This window comes from Sorangium sp. So ce375 (assembly GCF_051473855.1).
Lineage (GTDB): Bacteria > Myxococcota_A > Polyangia > Polyangiales > Polyangiaceae > Sorangium.
Window position 1 is genome coordinate 4,812,287 of record NZ_CP150335.1, and the last position, 18,016, is coordinate 4,830,302.

Genomic DNA, 18,016 nt, shown 5'->3' on the forward strand with positions numbered 1-18,016 from the left:
GCCGCGAGGGCGCTCGGGGCGCAGCGGGAGGAGCGATCTCCGCTCCTCCACGCCTGCGCTCCCGCGCGGGGACGCCGAGCCTACGAGCAGTCGGCCGGCTTGCAGCCGCCCTTGCCCTTGCACTCGTTCTGGCCGGCGCACGCGTGGCTGTCGCTCTTGCAGCCGCCCTTGCCCTTGCACTCGTTCTTGCCGGCACAGCACGCCTTCGCTGTGTTGTCGGGCGCCGCCGCCGGAGCGGCGTCGGCCGGGGGGGCGGCGCCCGTCTCAGGCGCGGGCGGCGGCGACGAGGCGCAGCCCGCGAGGCCCGCCACCATGCCCGAAACCGCCGTCAACGCCAACGTCTTGCCCATATCGATCGTCATCTGAACCTCCACGCTCGTCTTCGTCGCGATCATCGAGCCCACCGCGCGATTCGCCAGCATGGCGCTCCCGCGCGCTGGAGCTCATCGGGTCTCGCCGGCCTCCTCGACCGCGCCGAGCCCATCGCCTACGCGTCACTACGTCCGGCCGGTTCCACGGTTTCGCTTCGGACGCGTTGATTCTTCATTCAACTCCCCGTAAGTGAGCGGGGTTGACCTCCACGCCCACGCGAGTCCCCCCTGCGCGCACGGCGTCCGGCGGCGGCTCCGCTGCGGCTGGGGCGCGCGGCCAGCGTGCAACGTTTCGTGCACGACGTAACTCCCTTCGGGCGGCAGGCGCAAGACAAAGCGTCTGCCGGGGCGCGCCGGCGCGGTGGGGCGTCCTCGTCCCCTCGCTTCGCGGGGCGCTCCCCGTGCTCGCGGCGCTCTCGCTGGGTGTGGCCGGCTGCGGGGGGGCTCCGCGGGAGGGGGCTGGCGCGCCGGGCAGCGCGGCGGCGGACGCGGCCTCCGGGCGCGAGCTCCCTGTCGAGGCGGTCGCGGCCGAGCTCGAGGGGATGAGCGGCGCGATCCTCGAAGGGCGGGAGGCGACGTTCCGGGACATCCTGGCCGACACGGTCGCGAAGGACGCGTACCTGTGCCTGCCGGCTCCTCACCGCGTCTTTTCCGGGGAGCACGGGGACGTGCCGGAGGGGGAGCGGCGGATCGCCGGGATGATGCCGCACTACGGCCTCTTCTTCGGCCCGATCAGCTACCTCGTGCGGCGGCGCGGCGGCGCGTGGGAGGTCGAGGCGCGCATCGCGGTCGAGCCGCCGGAGGACGCAGCCTGGCTCGAGCTGCCCGACTGCGGGCTGGCCGCGCGGCTCGGGGGTGCGATGGAGTGCCGCGGGACGCCGTACGCGCGCTCGGGGTCGACGGACGCTTGCCCGGGCTCCGGCGTGTTCTCGACAAGGGCGACGCCGGCCGCGATCCGGGCGCTGCTCGCGCGCTGGTCGGACGAGGCCGAGGGGTACTGGAACCGCGACGCGCGCGCCTTCGGGCTGGCGGTGCGCTACGACTTCGACTTCGTCCTCGCGGACGAGGCGCGCGAGCGGTCGCTCCGGGTCGACCTCGCGGTGCCGCTCTCGCCGACGTGCGGCAGGACGCCGTACTTCAGCGCGATGCGGAGCGGCTGGTCGTTGCCTGTGCTCGCCCACGAGGTGGGGCACGTGCTCGGGCTGCTCGACGAGTACGAGGCGCTCTCCGGGCTCGTCCGCTGCTATCCGAAGACGCCGTTCCCGGGCGCCGAGATCAGCCGGATGGGGCTGTCGATGAAGGAGGAGACGCGGCTCTTGCCGATCCATCACTACCTCGTGCTCCGCCGCTTCTTCTGCCGTGAGCCCGCGTCCATGAACCCGTATGCCGGCACGATCCTCTGAGCGTATGCCGGCGCGATCCGCTGAGCGTATGCCGGCACGATCCTCTGAGCGTATGCCGGCGCGATCCTCTGAGCGCCCCGGCCGGTCTCGCGCCGGCCGCCGCCTCTCCGCCGCGGCGCTCGCGAGCGCGGCGCTCGTGTCGACGGGGCTCGCGGGCTGCCGCTCGGAGGGCGAGCGCGGCGCGGCGGACGCGGGGCCGAGCGCGGCGGACGTGGGGGCCGGTCCGGCGGATGCGGGGACCGGCGCGGTGGACGTGGCGCCGCCGCTCCTGGGGGCGCCTCCGCGGCCGAGGGCGATCACGCCGCTCGTGGAGCCGCGCTGCCCGCCGGAGATGGTGCGGGTCGCGCGCCGGTTCTGCGTGGATCGCTACGAGGCGGTGCTCCTCGACAAGGAGACCGGGCTCGAGATCTCGGCGTTCTATCCGCCGTCGCGCCGTGCGGCCGCGTCCATCGAGCGCGTGTGGTCGAAGATGCGGCTGGAGCTCGGGGACGACGACGCGCGCCGCATGGAGCTGCCGCTCTTGCCCGGCTGGCAGAAGCAGCGCGAGTTCGAGCCGCGCGCGGTGTCGCGCAGGGGGGTGCTCCCGCAGGGCTACACGACCGGCGCGCAGGCCGAGCTCGCGTGCCGGAACGCGGGCAAGCGGCTCTGCTCGCTCGACGAGTGGCGGACGGCGTGCCGCGGCGAGCGAGACGAGCAGTTCCCGTACGGTCCGACCTACGCGGACGGGCGGTGCAACGTGTTCCGCGAGAGCCACCCGGCGGCCGTGCTCCACCGCGACGTGACGCTCGGGCACAGCGACCCGAGGCTCAACCTGGTGCGCGTCGCAGGGGCGCCGCTGCTGCGGCGAACGGGCGAGACCGCGACGTGCGCGAGCGCGTGGGAGGACGACGCGATCGCCGACATGGTGGGCAACCTGGACGAGTGGATCGACGACCCCGAGGGGACGTTCGTCGGCGGGTTCTATGCGCGCGCGACCCGGGAGGGGTGCATGGCGCGCGTCGCGTCGCACGACTTCACGTACTTCGATTACTCGACCGGCGTCCGCTGCTGCGCCGATCTGCGCATGCCGCCGTGAGGGGCCTGCCGCCGGGGGGCTGCCGGACGCGCGACGAAGATGCCGCTCTCCGGCAAGCCGGAGGCGCGCTGGTGCCGGTGCGACGAGAGGCGCAGAGCCCGTGGCGCCTCGCGCTTTACTCCCGCCTGGCCAGTCCCTGCCGGACGACCTCCCTGGCAACGAACGGCCTCCATTCCTGGAGCAGCTCCAGCGGCAGCCGTCCCTCCAGGTACGGCGTGTAGTACAGCTCCCGTGCGGCGATGCACTCCCTGTCGTTGAGCTTCAGTCGCTCGATGGTTGCCTGGACACGCTCGCGCACCTCGCCGTAGAGGCCTTCTGCTGGGAGCACCTGGAGGAACGACAGCTCCAGGACGAACCACCCATCGGGGATCTCCATCGGATCGAGGACGTCGTCGAGGTCGCGTTTGCGCGCGTTCATGAGCGAGCACACGAAGCGATAGTTGCTCCACTCGTACGCGAGCTCGCGGCGCTTCGACTTCGGCGCGGCGTGATCGACGGATCGCGCTCCTGTCCCTCGCGGAACGATCACGCACAAATAGGCGCAGATGCTGCGGTAGCTATCGCGGAGGTCGTCCAGGCACTCCCGCCAGTAAGGGGGGAGGTGCTCCGCGTTCGCGGCGAGGGCGCGCAGGCCGGGCTGCCGGACGAGCGCGTCGAAGCGCGCCGGCTCCGGCTGGAGAGGGACGTGGATCACGGCGTGAGCCCGGCATGCCGCGCCCTGACGAGCCAGCGTGCCCAGAAGGGATCGGTGTCCTTGAGCACGCCGTGCAGCTCTTCGTGGATTCGCTTCACGTCCTCGATCGGCAGATTCGGCCGCCGCATCGCGGCCATGGCGTCGAGGATCGCCTTCTCTGCCTCGATGGACCGCGCCTGCGCCAGATCGAACACGTCGGAGGTGAGCCAGGCCGATGCGTCCCCGCGCGCCTTCCAGGCGGGCCTCGACACGGTGACCTCGGCCCCGTCAAGATCGAACAGGAACAGCGCATCGCGCCCCTCGTCGAAGTGGGGCTCGGCCGAGGCGAGGACGAGCGGCGCGTGCGTCGTGATGAGGAGCTGCGTCTCGATGGACGCCTCGAGCTCACGGGACACCCGGAGCAGCGCGGGCAGGATCACGCGCTGCCACTGCGGGTGCAGGTGCGCCTCCACCTCGTCGACGAGCACGACCAAGCTCCGCTCCGGCGCGGTGTTCCGGAGCCTCGCCGCCTCGACGTGCTCGCGCCACATCCAGACCAGGAGGTAGGCAAACGAGAGGATCCGCTTCATCCCGGCGGATGCGAGCAACACCGGGACACTGCCATAGGGCATGTCAAGGGTCGGGATGTCGCGGACGTCATGCAGCGAGACGCGGGTCGTGCTTGCTCCGGGGCGGAGGGTCTCCCCAGGATTCGGCGACAGGACCTCCAGCACACGCGTCAGCAGCTCCAGCGTGCTGCCACGCTGGAGCTGCCATGTGGCCCAGTCGCGGATCAGGCCGTTGCAGAGCACCGAGCCGTCGTAGTCGTCCGCGGTGAGCCCGTTCCAGATCTGGCCGGGCGTGAAGTGAAACCCCGGCACGGGTCCCATCGATTTCACGCCGAGCGGGAACTGCAGGTGCCCCGCGGGTCGAAGCGGGTCCCACACGGAGAAGCTGCCGTCGACCCGGGCGTAGAAGACGAGGCCGGAGCGCCTGGAGGCCTCGGGGGGATAGACGGTGTGCCAGTTTTGCTCCTCGAAGTTGAACGACGATGAGACCCGATGCACGACCTCCCCGTCACGCGTCTCCCGGACGATCTCTGGCTTGACCGCTGGGCCACGTCGCGGCGCCGCGGGATAGCCGGCCCACGTGCCGGTCAGCGCGAACCAGCTGACATCCAGCACGAAGGTCTTGCCGAGGCCGTTGTCGCCCGCGAAGAGGTTGAGCCGCGGCGCGAGCTCGAACTCCATCGCGGGCGCCGGTCCGGTGTCGTGCAGCTCCAGCCTCTCAAGCATCGCGGCCTCTCACGGTGGAGCCGGTCGGCTCGGCGCGTTGCTCTCGTTCGCTCATCGGACCGACCATGGCATCGCGTGATCTGCTGGGTCACGCGGCAAAAGGCAAGAAAAGGCGTCCCTGTGGGGCTCTGCCGATCGCGAGGTCCCCAGGGGACGGGGTTGCTTGTGCGTCGAGCCGGCACCTCGGCGATAGGTCGAAGCGTGAGCGACCCTCGTTCCGGAACGAACGGGTCTGGAACGGAGCGAAACCGTTGGGGATGGGCTGGCGACAGGGGTCCTCGACGGATCGCAACCGTTGGGAGGGGCCCGCCGCCGGGGGGCCTCGACGGATCGAGTGAGCCCGGAAGGCCCTGCGCCGGGGGTCCTCAACGGATCGAGTGAGCCCGCAGGGCCCTGCGCCGGGGGTCCTCAACGGATCGAGTGAGCCCGGAAGGCCCTGCGCCGGGGGTCCCCAACGGATCGACTCCGCTGGGGGCGGCCAGGGCTTGGGCCCGCCGCCTCGCGACCAGCCGGGCCGTCCGTCCACGCCGGCGCGCTTCGCCTTCCCACGCGCACGCCGTCGTGACGAGGGCGTGTTCGAGAGGCCGCGACATCGCCTGATAACATCGCGCCGCCACGCGTCGCGTTGTCGCGCCGGTGGCATCGGGAGGAGGGAGCCATGATCGACGCGCGCTATCACGTCTATGACTCGGCAGTGCTGGACGCCCCCATCGAGGAGGTCTGGCGAGAGCTCCGCGATATCACGAAGCTCATCCCCGTCGTCTTCGAGGACAACGTCAAGGAGTATGGCTACGTGGACGGCGGCTCCGCGGAGAAGGTGCCGTCGCGGTTCGCGTTCACGCTCGTCTCGGGCGAGAGCTCGCTGGAGGAGGTGGTCGCGCGCTCCGAGACCGAGCACACCGTCACGTACCGGCTCCACGGGCAGCTCTTCGGCATCGAACGATACACCGGGACCTACCGGCTCCGGCGCATCACGACCGAGCCGGGCAAGACCTTTCTAGAGTTTCCACGCGAGTTCGGGGTCGCGGCAGGTCACGATCCCGCGCAGGTCGTCCCGGCCGTCGCCGCGCTCACCGCGAAGGAGGTCGCGGCGATCAAGGCGTACTTCGCGAAGCGCCGCCGCGCCGCCTGATGCGGCCGCCGCGCCGCGGACCTCGCGGCGAGGGCGGCGGCCGCCTGCGCGCGCCGGGCGCTCAGGTCGTCGGGCGGCCGACCGCGAGGAAGGCCTCCGCGCCCTTCGGGCGCCGCCGGTCGCGCCAGACGAGCGCCGCGGGCAGCACCAGCACGGCCGCGAAGAGGCAGGCGAGCTCGCCGATCACCGCGGCGATACCCAGGCTCCGCACCGCGTAGTTCTGCGAGCGGACCAGGGCGAGGTAGCCCAGCGTCGTCGTGAGGCTGCAGAGGATCACGGCGCCGCCCGTCTCGCGCACCGCGGTCAGCGCGCCGCCAGCGCCCTCCCGCGCGTACCGCTGCACGATGTTCACGGCGTAGTCGACGCCGATGCCGAACGTCAGCGGCAGGGCGATGAAGTTCAAAAAATTGAGCTTCACGTCCATCAAGACGAGCAATCCCGCCATCCACGAGACGCCGACGAGCAGCGCGCCGAGCACCGCGAACGCCGGGCGGCCGCCGCGGAAGGCGACGAGCACGACGAGGACCGTCGCGGCCAGCGAGAAGAGCACCGCCGGCGGCACGTCGTCGATGACCGCCGCCCACATGTCCGCGTAGATGACCGCGCGCCCCGAGCCGCGCACGACGCTGCCGTCGGGGAGCCGCGTCTCGCGGTACGCGTCGGCCCACCGGAAGAGGTAGTGCGCGTTGTGTACGCTCTCGGGCGTCGTCGGGCTGATGTACACGATGCGCCCGCGCGTCCCGTCGGTCTCGGTGAAGGCGCGCGCCACCCCCGCCGGCAGATCGCCGATCCCGAACGGCGCGAGATCGTCCGGCGGGATGACCGCCTGGATGCGGCGCCAGTCCTCGTCGCCCACGAGGCCGCGCTTCCGCGCCCTGAGGACGCGATCCTTGATCTCCTGGAGCAGCGGGAGCTTCGCCTCCTGATCCCTCGGGACGAGATCCTGGAGCGCGTAGATCTCCTTGAACGGCTTCTCGCCCTCGGGCGCCGCGTCGCGCCTCGCGTAGAGCGCAGCGCGGAGCGGCTCGACCTGCTCGGGCCGCTCCACGAGGATCGCCATGCCGTCGGTGCCGACGTAGCCCGTGATCTCCTCCGCGATCGAGCTCAGGCGGATCTGCTCCGCGCGGGACCGCTCGTCGTTGCGGAGGTTCCGGAGGTCGTACTCCATCGGATCGGCGCGCACGTAGCTCACCGTGGCGGCGAGGCCGGCCGCGGCCAGGGCGAGGCCCGCGAGCGTGAGCCCGACCGGGCTCCGCGACGCGAGCCGCGCGAACGGCGCGCCGAACGCGATGCCGCCCTGGGTGCGCCGGCGGAGCCTGCCGAGGAGGCTCGACGACTCCCGCTCGTGGGGGGCGATCCGGTCCATCACCGCGAGGACGCTCGGGAGCGCGACGAACGTGGCGACCCAGCAGAGCACCATGCCGGCGCTGCCGATGAGGCCGAAGTCGTGGAACCCCCGGAACTCGGTGGCGAGCAGCGAGCCGTAGGAGGCCGCGGCCGCGCAGCCGGCCGTGAGCGTGGGCAGCCAGGTCTCGCGGTGGGCGACGCGCACGCCCTCGAGCAGGCTCGCGCCGCCGCGGCGCGCCTCGAGGTAACGCGCCATGTAGATGATCCCGAAGTTGATCCCGTTGCCCGCGACGATCGAGAAGAGGAACCCGGTCGCCATGTTGAGGTGGCCGATGGCGAGCTGGGTGACGCCGAACGTCCAGGCGACGCCGATGGATATCGTGATCAACATGGCGACGAGCGTGCGCAGCCGCAGGTAGTAGAGGAACACGACCGCGGCGATGAGGACCGCGCCCGCGACGCCCACGTCGGTCAGATCCTCGTTGATCGCCGCGTACTCCGCGATCCCGGTCTGAAGATCGCCGGCGAGGCCGTAGGTGATCCCCGGGTCGAACGAGGCGGGGCGCACGCGCTCGACGACCTCGCTCACGCGCCGGATGGCCTCGGATCCGGCCGCGAAATCGCTGGCCATCACCTTCGAGCGGATGGCGACGACGACGGTCTTGCCGTCCCTCGACTGGTAGTAGCCGTCGGGGTAGCGCCCCGTGTCGATCCCGCCGAGGCCGAGGCGCTGCTCGATCGAGCTCGCGCTCACCTCGGGGGGCGGCTCGTCGTCGTCGAGCAGCGCGCCCGTCGCCTTGTTGACCTCGTAAACGTAGCGCGCCTCGATGTCGTCCCGGAGCTTCGTGAGCCTGTCGCGGTCGACGTAGAGCCCGGCGCGGGGCGAGAGGAAGCGGTAGGCCTCGTGCACGCCGTCCTCGACGCTGCCGACCCACGGCGGGCCGATCCGGTCGATCTCCGGGACGAGCGCGTCCGCGGCCCGCTGGAGCGCGGCCGTGGGCGTGCCCTCGCCGCCCTGGAGCACGACGAAGAGGGTGGACACGCCGGCCGTCTTGGCCGCGACCCGGTCGAGCTCCTGCACGCTGGGGCGCGACGCCGGCAGCAGCGACTCGAACCCGGTCAGCACATGGAGCCGCGTCGCCAGGAAGAGGGCGATGACGGTGAGGAGCCCGGTCGCGAGCAACGGCAGCGCAGGCCGCTTCACCTGGAGCTCGGCGAGGCGCGCCGCGAGCCCGCCGCCCGTCGAGGAGGGCGGCGCGCCGCGGGGAGAAGGGGCCTGAGAGGGAGGGGGCGACGAGCGAGGGGCCGTGGGCTCTGGCATCTGCGGAGAGGGCATAGGACGAGGTCAGGGATCCGGATCGGAGCGGTGCTCGCGGGGGTGGACCGCGTTCTAGGGAACGGTTCCCGCGGAGAACAGCGGAGCGCGCGGCGCCGCGGCGCGCTCGATGTCGCCGCCTAGCGCGGCGCGCTCGGGGCCGAGGGGCGAACCCGCCGAGGCGCCGACCATGATGCGGTGTTCGGGATTTGCAACGACGATCTGAGCCGATGCCGCGTCGACCGCGGGATCCACGAGGCCGAGATCGCCCGTCTCCCGGGCACGAAGGAGCGGAATTCCCGGAGGGGGTGGGCGAGGCGGGAAGTGTGCCGCTGGCTCCAGCGGCGGAAGAGCAGAGAACCGTCCCGGAGACGCAGAGACGCTGGAGGAGAGGCCAGGTGATCCTCTCTTCCGGCGTTCGTTGTGTGCGGGTCGCCCGCCCGCTGGCGCCTCGGGGGCGTGGACCCTTCGCCGCCCTCAGCTGCCCTGCGGAGGCTTGCCAGCGTCGCCGGCTCCGGCGCTGGCGGGCTTCGCCGGGCCACCGGCACCCCCGTCGCGAGGGGCTCCGGCGTCCCGGGTCGCTCCGGCATCCCGGGGCGCTCCGGCGTCCACGCCGCCGGCAGCGCCCCCGTCGACGGCGCCTGCACCGGAGGCGCCGGCATCAGCGGCGGCCGCGTCGGCGGAGGCCGCCGGTTCGGCGGGGACCGCCGGCTCGGCGGTCGCGCTGGGCGACGCGGGCGCGTCGGCCGGAGGGAGCTCGCTCTCCCAGCACTCCGCCTTCGGCGGGGCCGCGAAGTGGAGCGTGCGCGACGCGGCGTCGCCCTTCCGGGTGACGAGCTTGTCGGTCTTGTACACGGTGGCGTTGCCGCACGCGTACTCCGCGGTGTGCTTCGCCTCGCGCCCCACCACGTGCGTCCGGGGGGCGCGCTCGTTCTCGCACTGGGCCCACTCGATCTCGTACTCGGCGTCCTCGTCGGAGAGGAGGATGCGGCTCGGCGGATCGTCCTTCGACCGGCGCCCGGTGAGCGTCGTCCGGGTGATCGGATTCTTGCCCTCGCGCACCGACAGCGTGACCGGGAAGCGAAGGCTCCCGCGCATGTGCGCGCGCGCCGCGCCGACCTCGAAATCGGGGCAGATCGGCTCCCCCTCGATCGGGGACGGCGTGGGCGGGCCGCCGCACGCGGCGCTGGCGAGGACGCAGACGATAGCGAGGGCGAGGGCTCGGGCTCCGGGGCGGAGGTTCACGCCGGGATTAGTCGTTTCCCCGGGTCCGCGCGTCAAGCGATCTTGGTCTTGCCCAGCTTCAGCACCCGATCGAAGTGCTCCTTCGAGACGGGCACCACGCTGAGCCGCGAGCGCTTCAAGAGCGAGATCTCGGCCAGCGACTCGTCGCCGCGGATCGTGTCGAGGCTGACCTGCACCTTGAACGGCGCGACCGGCTCGATGTCCACCACGCTCCAGTCCTCGTCCGCGTCGGCCGTCGGATCGGGGTACGCTTCGCGCTTGACGCGCGCCACGCCCGCGACCGCCTTGCCCTCGCTCGAGTGGTAGAAGAGCACGAGATCCCCCTGCTTCATGGCCCGCATGTTGTTGCGGGCCTCGAAGTTCCGGACGCCGTCCCACATCGTCTGGCCGTCGCGCACGAGCTGCGCGAACGAATATTTCTGAGGCTCGCTCTTCATCAGCCAGTAACGGCGAGACATGCACGATCTCCAGGGCAGGCACGAGGGCGGCGCCGGCCTCGCCGTCGCGCTCCCATCCTCGACGGACAGCCCGTCGATTTGACCGGCTACCCTAGCACCGCCGGTTCAGTCGGTGATCACGATCTTGGCGCCGTCCGGCGTCCGACGCGCGATCTCGTCAATCTCGTCGTCGTCGAGGGCGATGCAGCCGAGCGTCCAGTCGCTCTCCTTGTGCACGCCGGCGAGCTGCGGCGCGCCGACGCCGTGGATGCCGATGCTGTGCCCGACGCCGCGGCCCGGCGGGACCTCGCCGCGCCGCTTGAGCTCGGCGTAGCGCGCGCGGTCTTCCTCGTTCGGGTAGCTGACGATGAGGAACCGATGAAACAGGCCGTTGATGCGGCCCGCGACGCGGTACGTGCCGACGGGGGTGCGCTTGTCGCCCTCGAAGCGCTTCGGCCCCGCCCCGCCCGGCCCGAGGGCGACCCGATAGGACCGGACGATCTCGCCGCCCGCGACGAGATCGAGCGTGTGCTCGCTCTTGTCGATCCGGATCTCGGTGACCGGCGGCAAGGGCGGCAAGAGAGCGGCACCCGGAGCGCGCCGAGCGGCCGCCGCGGCGTCCCGGGCGCGCGGAGCAGCGGCGGCGGACGCGCCGGGCGCGGGAGCGGCGGGCGGCGCTTGCCGGGGTGCCGGAGCGGCAGCGGGCGGCGCGGCGGGCGGCGTTCGCTCGGACGGCGCCGCGCGAGGGGCACCGCCCGGGGCGGCGGTCATGGAGGGGACCGTGTGGGCAAGGGAAGCGGCGAGCAACGCCGCAGCGAGGACAGCCGGGGGCCTGAGGACCATGCCCGACCGTCGGCGTCGCGCTGCAGAGTGTGACGCGCAGACGGGGGCTGACGTATTCTCGATCGGGCGCGTCACACTCCGCGGCGGCGGCGCGATGCAGGGTCGATGAGCACGCCGATGACCACCGAGGACCGCACCCCCGCGACGAACCCCCTGGCAGAGCCGGGGCTCCGCCGAGCCCTCGAGGATTTCGTGCGGCGGCGCGTCCCGAGCGGCGAGGTCGACGACGTGGTGCAGACCGTCCTGTGCGACGCGCTCGCGGCGCCCGGGCGCCCGGCCGACCCGACGGAGCTCCGTCGCTGGCTGCTCGGGATCGCGCGCCACAAGGTGGCCGATCACCACCGGCGCTCGGCGCGGGAGGCCGCGACCGAGCTGCCCGACCTGCCTGTCGGACCGCCGCCCGTCGAGGCGCGCGAGCTGGCGCGCTGGGCGGAAGAGCAGGCCTCCGCGAGCCGCGACGCCCGGCAGACGCTGTCGTGGATGGCCCGCGAAGGGGAAGGCGAGAAGCTCGAGAGCATCGCCGCCGAGGAGCAGGTGCCCGCCGCCCGGGTCCGGCAGCGCGTGTCGCGGATGCGGCGCTGGATGCGGGAGCGCTGGATGGCGGAGCTCGCCGCCGTCGCCGCGCTGGCCATCCTCGCGATCCTCGTCGCCCGGCTCCTGCGGTCGACGAGCGACACGCCGGAGATGGCGCCCCTGCCAGAGCCGCTGCCCAGCGCGCCGCCCGTCGCGCCGCCTTCGCCGCTCGACGCGCTGGATCGCGCGCGGAGGCTCCGGGCCGAGGCGCTGCGCGCCTGCGACGAGGCGGCGTTCCGCCGGTGCCTGGACCAGCTCGACGAGGCGGACCGGCTCGACCCCGCGGGCAGCGGCGCGCCGGAAGTCGCCGCGGCGCGCGAGAGAGCGATCGATGCGCTCCGCGCGCCGACGGACAAGCCCCCGGCGCCTGGACCCGTCAACGAGAAGCCCGAGAAGAAGGACCAGATCGACGCGCGCCCCACGCCGAAGCCCCGCCCGAAGGTGGCGCCGTCGCCCGCACAGAAGCCCACCTCGGCGGCGCCCGCGGAGCAGATGCTCAAGTCGAGGAAGGCGGCGCCGAATTCGAAGTCGGGCGGCGCGCTCGACGACATGGGTTTCTCGCTGGAGAAGCTCTAGGGACTCGCGCCGATCGGGGCGAACGACGCGCCGATCTCGATGGCTCGCCGTCGCCCCCGGAGCGGACGCCGACGAGATGCCGTGGGCGTACGGGGCCCTCCGCCGTACGATTACATCTCGCAGTTTCCGCCGTAGTCGTCTAAACACGCTGGCGCTCGGCGCCATCAACGACGCCAAGGAGAGGAGCCCAGGAGATGCGAACGACGAGATGGCTTGGAATGGCATTCGCAGTGTCGCTGCTCGCGGCGAGCGCCGGCTGCGCCGTAGAGCCCCAGCAGCAGACCGCGAAGGCGCCGGCACCGCCGCCCGCGCCGCCGCCGCCTGCGCCGCCTGCGCCGCCCCCTGACGCGGACGCGGACGGGGTGCTCGACGACGGCACCGACAAGTGCGTCGCCGAGAAAGAGGACGGCCTGCCGCCCGACGCCAAGGACGGCTGCAAGTCCACCGATCCGGACGGAGACGGCTTCGTCGCCGAGGCCGACAAGTGCCCGACCGAGGCCGAGGTCAAGAACAACTACAAGGACGACGACGGTTGTCCGGACGTCCCGCCCGTCGCCCTTCTCGGCAACGAGGTGAAGCTCAACGAGAAGATCGCGTTTGCCGCCGGCAAGCCCGATATCGAGCCCGCTTCGCAGCCGCTCCTCGCGAACATCGCGCAGATCCTCAAGGACAACCCGCAGATCCAGTTCGTCGAGGTCGCGGCCTACTCCGAGAAGCTCGCCAACGACGCCGCCACCGTGACGCTCACGAAGAAGCGCGCCGAGGCGGTGGTGAAGGCGCTCACCGCGCTCGGTGTCGAGAAGAACCGGGTGAGGGCCGCCGGCTACGGGGCGCACTGCGCGACCGATCCGGGCGAGACCGAAGAGGCGAAGGAGAAGAACCGCCGGGTCGAGATCAAGATCATGCGGCTCGACGGCAAGGACACCGGCGTCGAGCTCGCCTGCGCCGCGGCCGCCACAAAGGGCCTCAAGCCGGCCGGCGTGCCCGCGACCGCGCCCAAGGGCGCCGCGAAGGCCGCCGACGCGAAGCCGGCGGATCCGAAGGCCGCCCCGGCCAAGCCCGCCGACGCGAAGCCCGCCGCCGCGCCCGCCGCGCCCGCCGCGCCCGCCGCGCCGGCTGCCGCGCACCCGGCAGCGGCGCACCCGGCAGCGGCGCAGCCCGCCGCCGCCGCGCCCGCCGCGCCTGCCGCGGCCAAGCCCGCGGACACGAAGCCCGCCGCGGCCAAGCCCGCCGACCAGAAGCCGGCCGAGACGAAGCCCGCCAGCGTGAAGTAGGCGCTCGGCGCCGGGCAGCGGGCAGGCTAGCGAGCCTGTCCGCGCGCGGCGGCGAGCACGCGTGTGAGCGCCTCCAGCGCGGCCTGTCGGCGCTGCAGCTCCGGCAGCGCGCCCGCGCGCAGGCGCTCGACGTCGGCGCACAGCGCGGCGCGATCGCCGGCGAGAGGCTCGCCGCACGGCGCGTCGCGCGCGCCGTCTCCGGCGGTCTCGCGCGGCGCAGGCTCGCCTGCGAGCACGGACGCGGCGGCCTCGATGAGGCGCGCGGTCGCCGCGGCGCCTTCGTCCTCGCCCCGGAAGCGGCCCACGAAATCGGGCTGCTTCGAGAGCCGCGAGAGGACGTCCCAGCGCTGCTCGCGCACGGCGAGCTCCGTGGTGAAGAGCACGACCTTCAGGTTGCGGCCCAGGTCGGGGAGGGCGCGCGTCTCGCCGTCGAGCGCCATCAGGTCGTCGACGACGCGCGCGTCGAGCGCGGCGGCCGAGCAGCGCACCGCGACGCTGAGCAGGTCCGCGCGCAGCGCCGGGCCGAGCGAGGGGGTGCGGCCGAGCGCGCGCGCGGCGGCGAGCAGGGCGGGGCTGCAGTGCCCCTCGCGGCGCTGCCGCGCGAGCATCACGCCGGCGTCGTAGAGCCGGCCGCTCTGCCGCAGCGCCTCCACGGCGGCCGTGAACGCGTCGGGGTCGTACGTCCCCCGCTCCGCCGCCGTGAGGAAGCCGTCGAGGCTGCGCAGGGCAGGGCACGCGGCCGCGCTGCCCGCGCGCGCGCGTTGTTGGAGGTGCGGCAGCTTGCCGAGGACATCGGCGATGCGCAGCGAGAGCGCGAGCGGGTAGGCGTCGCAGGCGGGCTGCTCGTAGCCGCCGAGCTCGACCCTCGCCTGGGTACACGCGAGCGGGCCGGCGACGGCGGCGAGCGAGCGCGCGGTCCTCGCGACGAGCGGGTCGAGCCCGGGGACCGCGGCGAGGCCCGCCGGGAGCGGATCGAGGAGCCCCGCGACCGCGGCGTCGTCGGCGTCCGGGGGCAGGAGGCCGCGGACGAGCGTCCAGAGGTCGCCGGCGAGGAAGGGGTGGCCGGCCTCGGCCGCGAGCTGGGCGTCGATCGCGAGCAGCGCGCGCGCGTCCCGGCCCCAGGCGAGCGGCTGGTCCGCGCGCAGGGCCCGCCGCCCGAGCCGGAGGCCGAACGAGAGCGCGGCGATCGCTCGGCGCGCCGCGGCGGTGCCGCGCTCGGCGTCGCCCTCGAGGAAGTGGTAGGCGGCCGCGAGCGCCGCGGCGCTGACATAGGCGCGCGCCGTGTCCTCGTCGCTCCGGGGCGAGCCCTCGGGCGCGAGCGCCGCGGTGAGGGAGCCCTCGGGCTCGCCGCGGGTGCGGAGGCCGAGGCCGAGCTGGAAGCTGTTCGCCCCCTCGAGGAGCCCGGCGCCGTACGAGACGTCGAAGCTGAGCGCGAAGACGCGGGTCGCGGTCTTCTCCTCGTACCGGTAGGTCATGCGCGGCACGTTCAGGCCGCGGGCGTCGGCGTCGGCGAGGACGCGGTCGAGGGCGTCGCGCGCCTCGGCGCGCCGGCCGCCGGCGAAGTCGCGCGCGGCGCCGACGAGGGCGAGCACGTCGCGCGTGTCGGCCGTCTGGCAGGCGTCGTCCGACGCCTTGCTCATCGCGTCGGCGTAGGCCGACGGGTCCGCGGCGACGCCGCGCTTGGCCTTCGCGATCTCGCCGAGGTACGAGAGCGCCCAGGCGACCCGGCTGCCGCTGTCCTTCGCGAGCGCGATGGCGTCCTCGGACGGCCCGCCCACGACGGCGGCGCCGAGGAGCGAGGCGAGCAGCGCGAGATCGGCCTGGTCGCGCAGCCCGAGGGCCGAGAACGCGCGGGCGTAGCCGACGAACAGGCCCCGCAGATCGCCGCCTTCGTCGCGCGCGGCGGGCAGCGACGCGAGCGCGTCGAGGAGCGCGCCGCCGGCGGGGCCTCGCCCGACGCCTCCGCGCGGCGGCGGATCGTCGCGGAACGCCGCGGAGAGCCCGCGGAGCAGCCGGCCGAGCGGGGCGCCGCTCCGCTCGGCGAAGCGCTCCGCGGTGGACGACTCGAGGAGCGCGCGGGCGAACGCGTAACCGCCGGTGAGCGCGTCGGCGAGGTCGCGGTCGACCCAGCCGGAGAGGCCCGCGGCGACGGCTGCCTCGGCGTCCGCGGTCGGGACGGTGAAGCGCGGCGGAGCGGCGCGCTCTCCCGCGCCGCCGCGCGGGGCGCCGCCGCGCGGGGCGTGCGCCGGCGCCGAGAGGAGATCGATCGCGTCGGAGAGGAGCGTCACGAGGAGCCGCGCCCGGCGCGCCCACGGGCCGTCGCCCTGCGCGAACCGCGGCGCGAGCAAGATCCGCCGGCGGACGTCGCCGAGCCGCGCGAGGGCGCGGCGGGCCTCGGGGCTCGGCCCGCGGCCGGCGGCGCAGGCCGGCGTCGGCTCGCGAGAGCGCTCGGTGAGGAGCACGGCGAGGACGCCGTCGGCCAGCGCGGTGACGTCCTCGACGAGGTCGGGCGGCGGCGCTTCCGCGGCGTCGGCCTCGCCGGCGTCGGCCTCGCGCGCCGCGAGCCCCGCGACGGCGCGCCGGAGCGCGTCGCGCGCCTTCTGGCGCTCCGGGGGGAGCCGGGCCGCGCCGATCGCCCGCGGATCCAGCGCGCCGGAGGCGCCGAGCGCGGCGTAGCGGGAGAGGCTCGCCGCGAGCGCCGCGACACCGGGGTAGGGCAGCGCCGGGGCGGGCGCGAGCGCGCGCTCGATCTGCGCGGACGAGAACGCGAGATCCGGCGCCTGACCGGAGATGAACCGGTACAGCGCGTCGGCGGCGTAGAGGCCGGCGACGCCCCAGCCGGTCTGCGCGGTGAGGTCGCCGCGGAGCTTGGCGGTGAGCGCGCCCTGGAGGGCCAGGAAGTGCGCGGGCTGCACCTCGGGCGGGTACGACATGCCGGCGAAGACGCCGGCGAGCGCCGCGCCGAGGACGGCCTCCGGGTCGCGCGCCTCGGCCATGCGGCGCTGCACGGCGACCTGCGTGAGCTCGACGATGGCGTCGCGGAGGGGCTCGTCGGCGAGCACGCCGGGGCTGTAGGCGAGCGGGATCTGCGCGAGCGCGCGGTAGCGGCGCGGCTCGGCCTCCGCGAGGGCGCGCAGCGCGGCGAGGTGCGCGAGGCCGAGCTCGGTGACGCGGCGGTGGACGGCGCTGCCCGCCTTGCCCGCGGCGGGCGCGGGGCCGCGCTCGTGGAGCAGGCTCGGCGCGTGGGCCCACGCGGTGCTCGTCTGTTCGACGGCGCGGACGAGCGCCTCGTAGCGCGGCAGCCATGCGTCGAGCGGGAGGCGCCGCCCCGGCGCCGCCGCGGCGCTCCCGGGCGCGGCGCCCGCGTCGCCCGGGGCCAGGGCGCCGCCGAGCGCCGCGGCGAACACGAGGTCGCGCGGGCCTTCCATGGGGGGCGCGACATCCCGGCCGCAGCCAGGGGCCTTGCCGAGCAGGTCGTCGAGCGCGGCGCGCCGGTCCGCGGGGACGGCCCGCAGCACCGCCGCGCCGCGGGCGCGCCACGCGGCGCGCCCGTCCCGGGCCGTGCGCACGCGGAGGAGGTCGCCATAAGGCGTGTCGCCCGGCGCGGGCGGCGGTTCGGTCGAGGGCGCGAAGGGAGCGTCGTCCTCGTCCTCGAGCGCGACCCCGGCGGTCGCGAGCAGCTGCAGCGCATAACGGCCGCGCAGGACGGGCTCGTCGTTCGGATCGCGCCCCTTCACCGCGGCCGCGAGGGCGTCGGCCGCGGCCGCAGCCTCGACGTAGCGGAAGCCGCTGGCGGCGCCGAAGGCGCGGCGGACGAGCGCGGCGAGCGCGATGTCGTCCGCTGCCCGCGCGAGCGAGGCGTCGCCGCGCGCGATCGGCGGGAGGCCGGCCATGAACGGCGCGAGCGGATCGGCCGGAAAGAGCTGGACGGCGCCGCCGCGGGCGCGCGCGTGGACGAGGTGGTCGTACCCGAGGGCCTCGCCGATCGCGAGGAGCAGGGCCTCGGCGCCGAGCGCCCCGGGGGGCGGCAGCGGCGCGGTGGGGATCCATTTCGCCTCCGCCGCGCCGGGGCGGCGCGGCGCGCGGGCGGCCTCCGCGCCCGCCTCGACGATGATCGCGGCGCGCGGCCCGGGCCCGCCGCGCCGGTCGAGGTCGCGGAGCAAGCGCGCCCACGGGTCGTCGGCGTCCCGGGAGGCGCGGGCCTGGAGGTAGCCGAGGGCGAGCTCGCGCGCCGGCCGGCCGACCGCGACGGCTGCAGCGAGGGCGCGCTCGCACACGTCGAGGTGCGCCGGATCGCAGCGCGCGGCCGGCGAGGGCGCGGCGCCCGGGGGGCTCGCGCCGCCGCAGCCGGCGGCGAGGAGCGCGAGGAGCAGCGCAGAGCAGACCGGGAGAGCGCGCGGCGAGGAGGACCGGCGATCGTGCAGCATGACGCGCGCGACCTTACACGAAAGCACCCC

General features: G+C 74.5%; 14 protein-coding genes. 5 read left to right on the forward strand and 9 right to left on the reverse strand.

What is annotated here, in order from left to right; translation table 11 throughout:
* Positions 1 to 80: 80 nt before the first annotated feature.
* Positions 81 to 422 carry a hypothetical protein gene (locus tag WME90_RS17870; protein ID WP_437282352.1) on the reverse strand — a complete coding sequence of 114 codons (342 nt, stop codon included), beginning with the start codon at positions 420 to 422 and terminating at the stop codon, positions 81 to 83.
* Between the two features lie 350 nt (positions 423 to 772).
* Between WME90_RS17870 and WME90_RS17875 the strand changes: the two genes are divergently transcribed.
* Positions 773 to 1,774 carry a hypothetical protein gene (locus WME90_RS17875; RefSeq protein ID WP_437282353.1) on the forward strand — a complete coding sequence of 334 codons (1,002 nt, stop codon included), beginning with the start codon at positions 773 to 775 and terminating at the stop codon, positions 1,772 to 1,774.
* Positions 1,775 to 1,826: 52 nt separating this feature from the next.
* A complete protein-coding gene (locus WME90_RS17880) occupies positions 1,827 to 2,849 on the forward strand; it encodes a hypothetical protein (RefSeq protein WP_437282354.1) in 1,023 nt (340 codons plus the stop codon).
* 115 nt (positions 2,850 to 2,964) lie between these two features.
* Here the strand turns inward: WME90_RS17880 and WME90_RS17885 are convergent, their stop codons facing one another.
* Positions 2,965 to 3,543, reverse strand: a complete 579-nt coding sequence (locus WME90_RS17885) for a hypothetical protein (RefSeq protein WP_437282355.1) — start codon at positions 3,541 to 3,543, stop codon at positions 2,965 to 2,967.
* Positions 3,540 to 4,817: an AAA family ATPase gene (locus WME90_RS17890; RefSeq protein ID WP_437282356.1), complete on the reverse strand. Its 1,278-nt coding sequence runs from the start codon at positions 4,815 to 4,817 to the stop codon at positions 3,540 to 3,542. The genes WME90_RS17885 and WME90_RS17890 overlap by 4 nt, the downstream gene beginning before the upstream one ends.
* 658 nt (positions 4,818 to 5,475) lie before the next feature.
* Between WME90_RS17890 and WME90_RS17895 the strand changes: the two genes are divergently transcribed.
* On the forward strand, positions 5,476 to 5,949 hold the full coding sequence (locus WME90_RS17895; RefSeq protein WP_437282357.1) for an SRPBCC family protein: 474 nt from the start codon (positions 5,476 to 5,478) through the stop codon (positions 5,947 to 5,949).
* Between the two features lie 61 nt (positions 5,950 to 6,010).
* On the opposite strand, the gene WME90_RS17900 is transcribed toward WME90_RS17895, so the two are convergent.
* The 5 genes from WME90_RS17900 to WME90_RS17920 form a co-directional block, all read right to left on the reverse strand.
* Positions 6,011 to 8,617, reverse strand: a complete 2,607-nt coding sequence (locus WME90_RS17900) for an efflux RND transporter permease subunit (RefSeq protein WP_437282358.1) — start codon at positions 8,615 to 8,617, stop codon at positions 6,011 to 6,013.
* 69 nt (positions 8,618 to 8,686) lie between these two features.
* The gene (locus WME90_RS17905; protein ID WP_437282359.1) at positions 8,687 to 8,866 is read right to left on the reverse strand and encodes a hypothetical protein; all 180 of its coding nucleotides are present in this window, start codon (positions 8,864 to 8,866) and stop codon (positions 8,687 to 8,689) included.
* 222 nt (positions 8,867 to 9,088) lie between these two features.
* Entirely contained in the window at positions 9,089 to 9,856 is a 768-nt protein-coding gene (locus tag WME90_RS17910) for a hypothetical protein (protein ID WP_437282360.1), read from the reverse strand.
* A 32-nt stretch (positions 9,857 to 9,888) separates the two neighbouring features.
* A complete protein-coding gene (locus WME90_RS17915) occupies positions 9,889 to 10,314 on the reverse strand; it encodes an EVE domain-containing protein (RefSeq protein WP_437282361.1) in 426 nt (141 codons plus the stop codon).
* Positions 10,315 to 10,419: 105 nt separating this feature from the next.
* Positions 10,420 to 10,872: a L,D-transpeptidase family protein gene (locus WME90_RS17920; protein ID WP_437282362.1), complete on the reverse strand. Its 453-nt coding sequence runs from the start codon at positions 10,870 to 10,872 to the stop codon at positions 10,420 to 10,422.
* Between the two features lie 381 nt (positions 10,873 to 11,253).
* Between WME90_RS17920 and WME90_RS17925 the strand changes: the two genes are divergently transcribed.
* Together WME90_RS17925 and WME90_RS17930 are read left to right on the forward strand one after the other, a co-directional pair.
* On the forward strand, positions 11,254 to 12,285 hold the full coding sequence (locus WME90_RS17925; RefSeq protein WP_437282363.1) for a sigma factor: 1,032 nt from the start codon (positions 11,254 to 11,256) through the stop codon (positions 12,283 to 12,285).
* A gap of 218 nt (positions 12,286 to 12,503) precedes the next feature.
* Complete coding sequence (locus WME90_RS17930) at positions 12,504 to 13,559, forward strand: OmpA family protein (protein ID WP_437282364.1); 1,056 nt, start codon at positions 12,504 to 12,506, stop codon at positions 13,557 to 13,559.
* Positions 13,560 to 13,585: 26 nt separating this feature from the next.
* On the opposite strand, the gene WME90_RS17935 is transcribed toward WME90_RS17930, so the two are convergent.
* Entirely contained in the window at positions 13,586 to 17,986 is a 4,401-nt protein-coding gene (locus tag WME90_RS17935) for a hypothetical protein (RefSeq protein ID WP_437282365.1), read from the reverse strand.
* Positions 17,987 to 18,016 lie beyond the last annotated feature (30 nt).

Bases quoted from the DNA above. Each gene is read 5' to 3' on its own strand.
- WME90_RS17935 (WP_437282365.1), bottom strand. From the start codon at position 17,986: ATGCTGCACGATCGCCGGTCCTCCTCGCCGCGCGCTCTCCCGGTCTGC.
- WME90_RS17915 (WP_437282361.1), bottom strand. From the start codon at position 10,314: ATGTCTCGCCGTTACTGGCTGATGAAGAGCGAGCCTCAGAAATATTCG.
- WME90_RS17880 (WP_437282354.1), top strand. From the start codon at position 1,827: ATGCCGGCGCGATCCTCTGAGCGCCCCGGCCGGTCTCGCGCCGGCCGC.
- WME90_RS17895 (WP_437282357.1), top strand. From the start codon at position 5,476: ATGATCGACGCGCGCTATCACGTCTATGACTCGGCAGTGCTGGACGCC.
- WME90_RS17890 (WP_437282356.1), bottom strand. From the start codon at position 4,817: ATGCTTGAGAGGCTGGAGCTGCACGACACCGGACCGGCGCCCGCGATG.
- WME90_RS17925 (WP_437282363.1), top strand. From the start codon at position 11,254: ATGACCACCGAGGACCGCACCCCCGCGACGAACCCCCTGGCAGAGCCG.
- WME90_RS17900 (WP_437282358.1), bottom strand. From the start codon at position 8,617: ATGCCAGAGCCCACGGCCCCTCGCTCGTCGCCCCCTCCCTCTCAGGCC.
- WME90_RS17870 (WP_437282352.1), bottom strand. From the start codon at position 422: ATGCTGGCGAATCGCGCGGTGGGCTCGATGATCGCGACGAAGACGAGC.
- WME90_RS17930 (WP_437282364.1), top strand. From the start codon at position 12,504: ATGGCATTCGCAGTGTCGCTGCTCGCGGCGAGCGCCGGCTGCGCCGTA.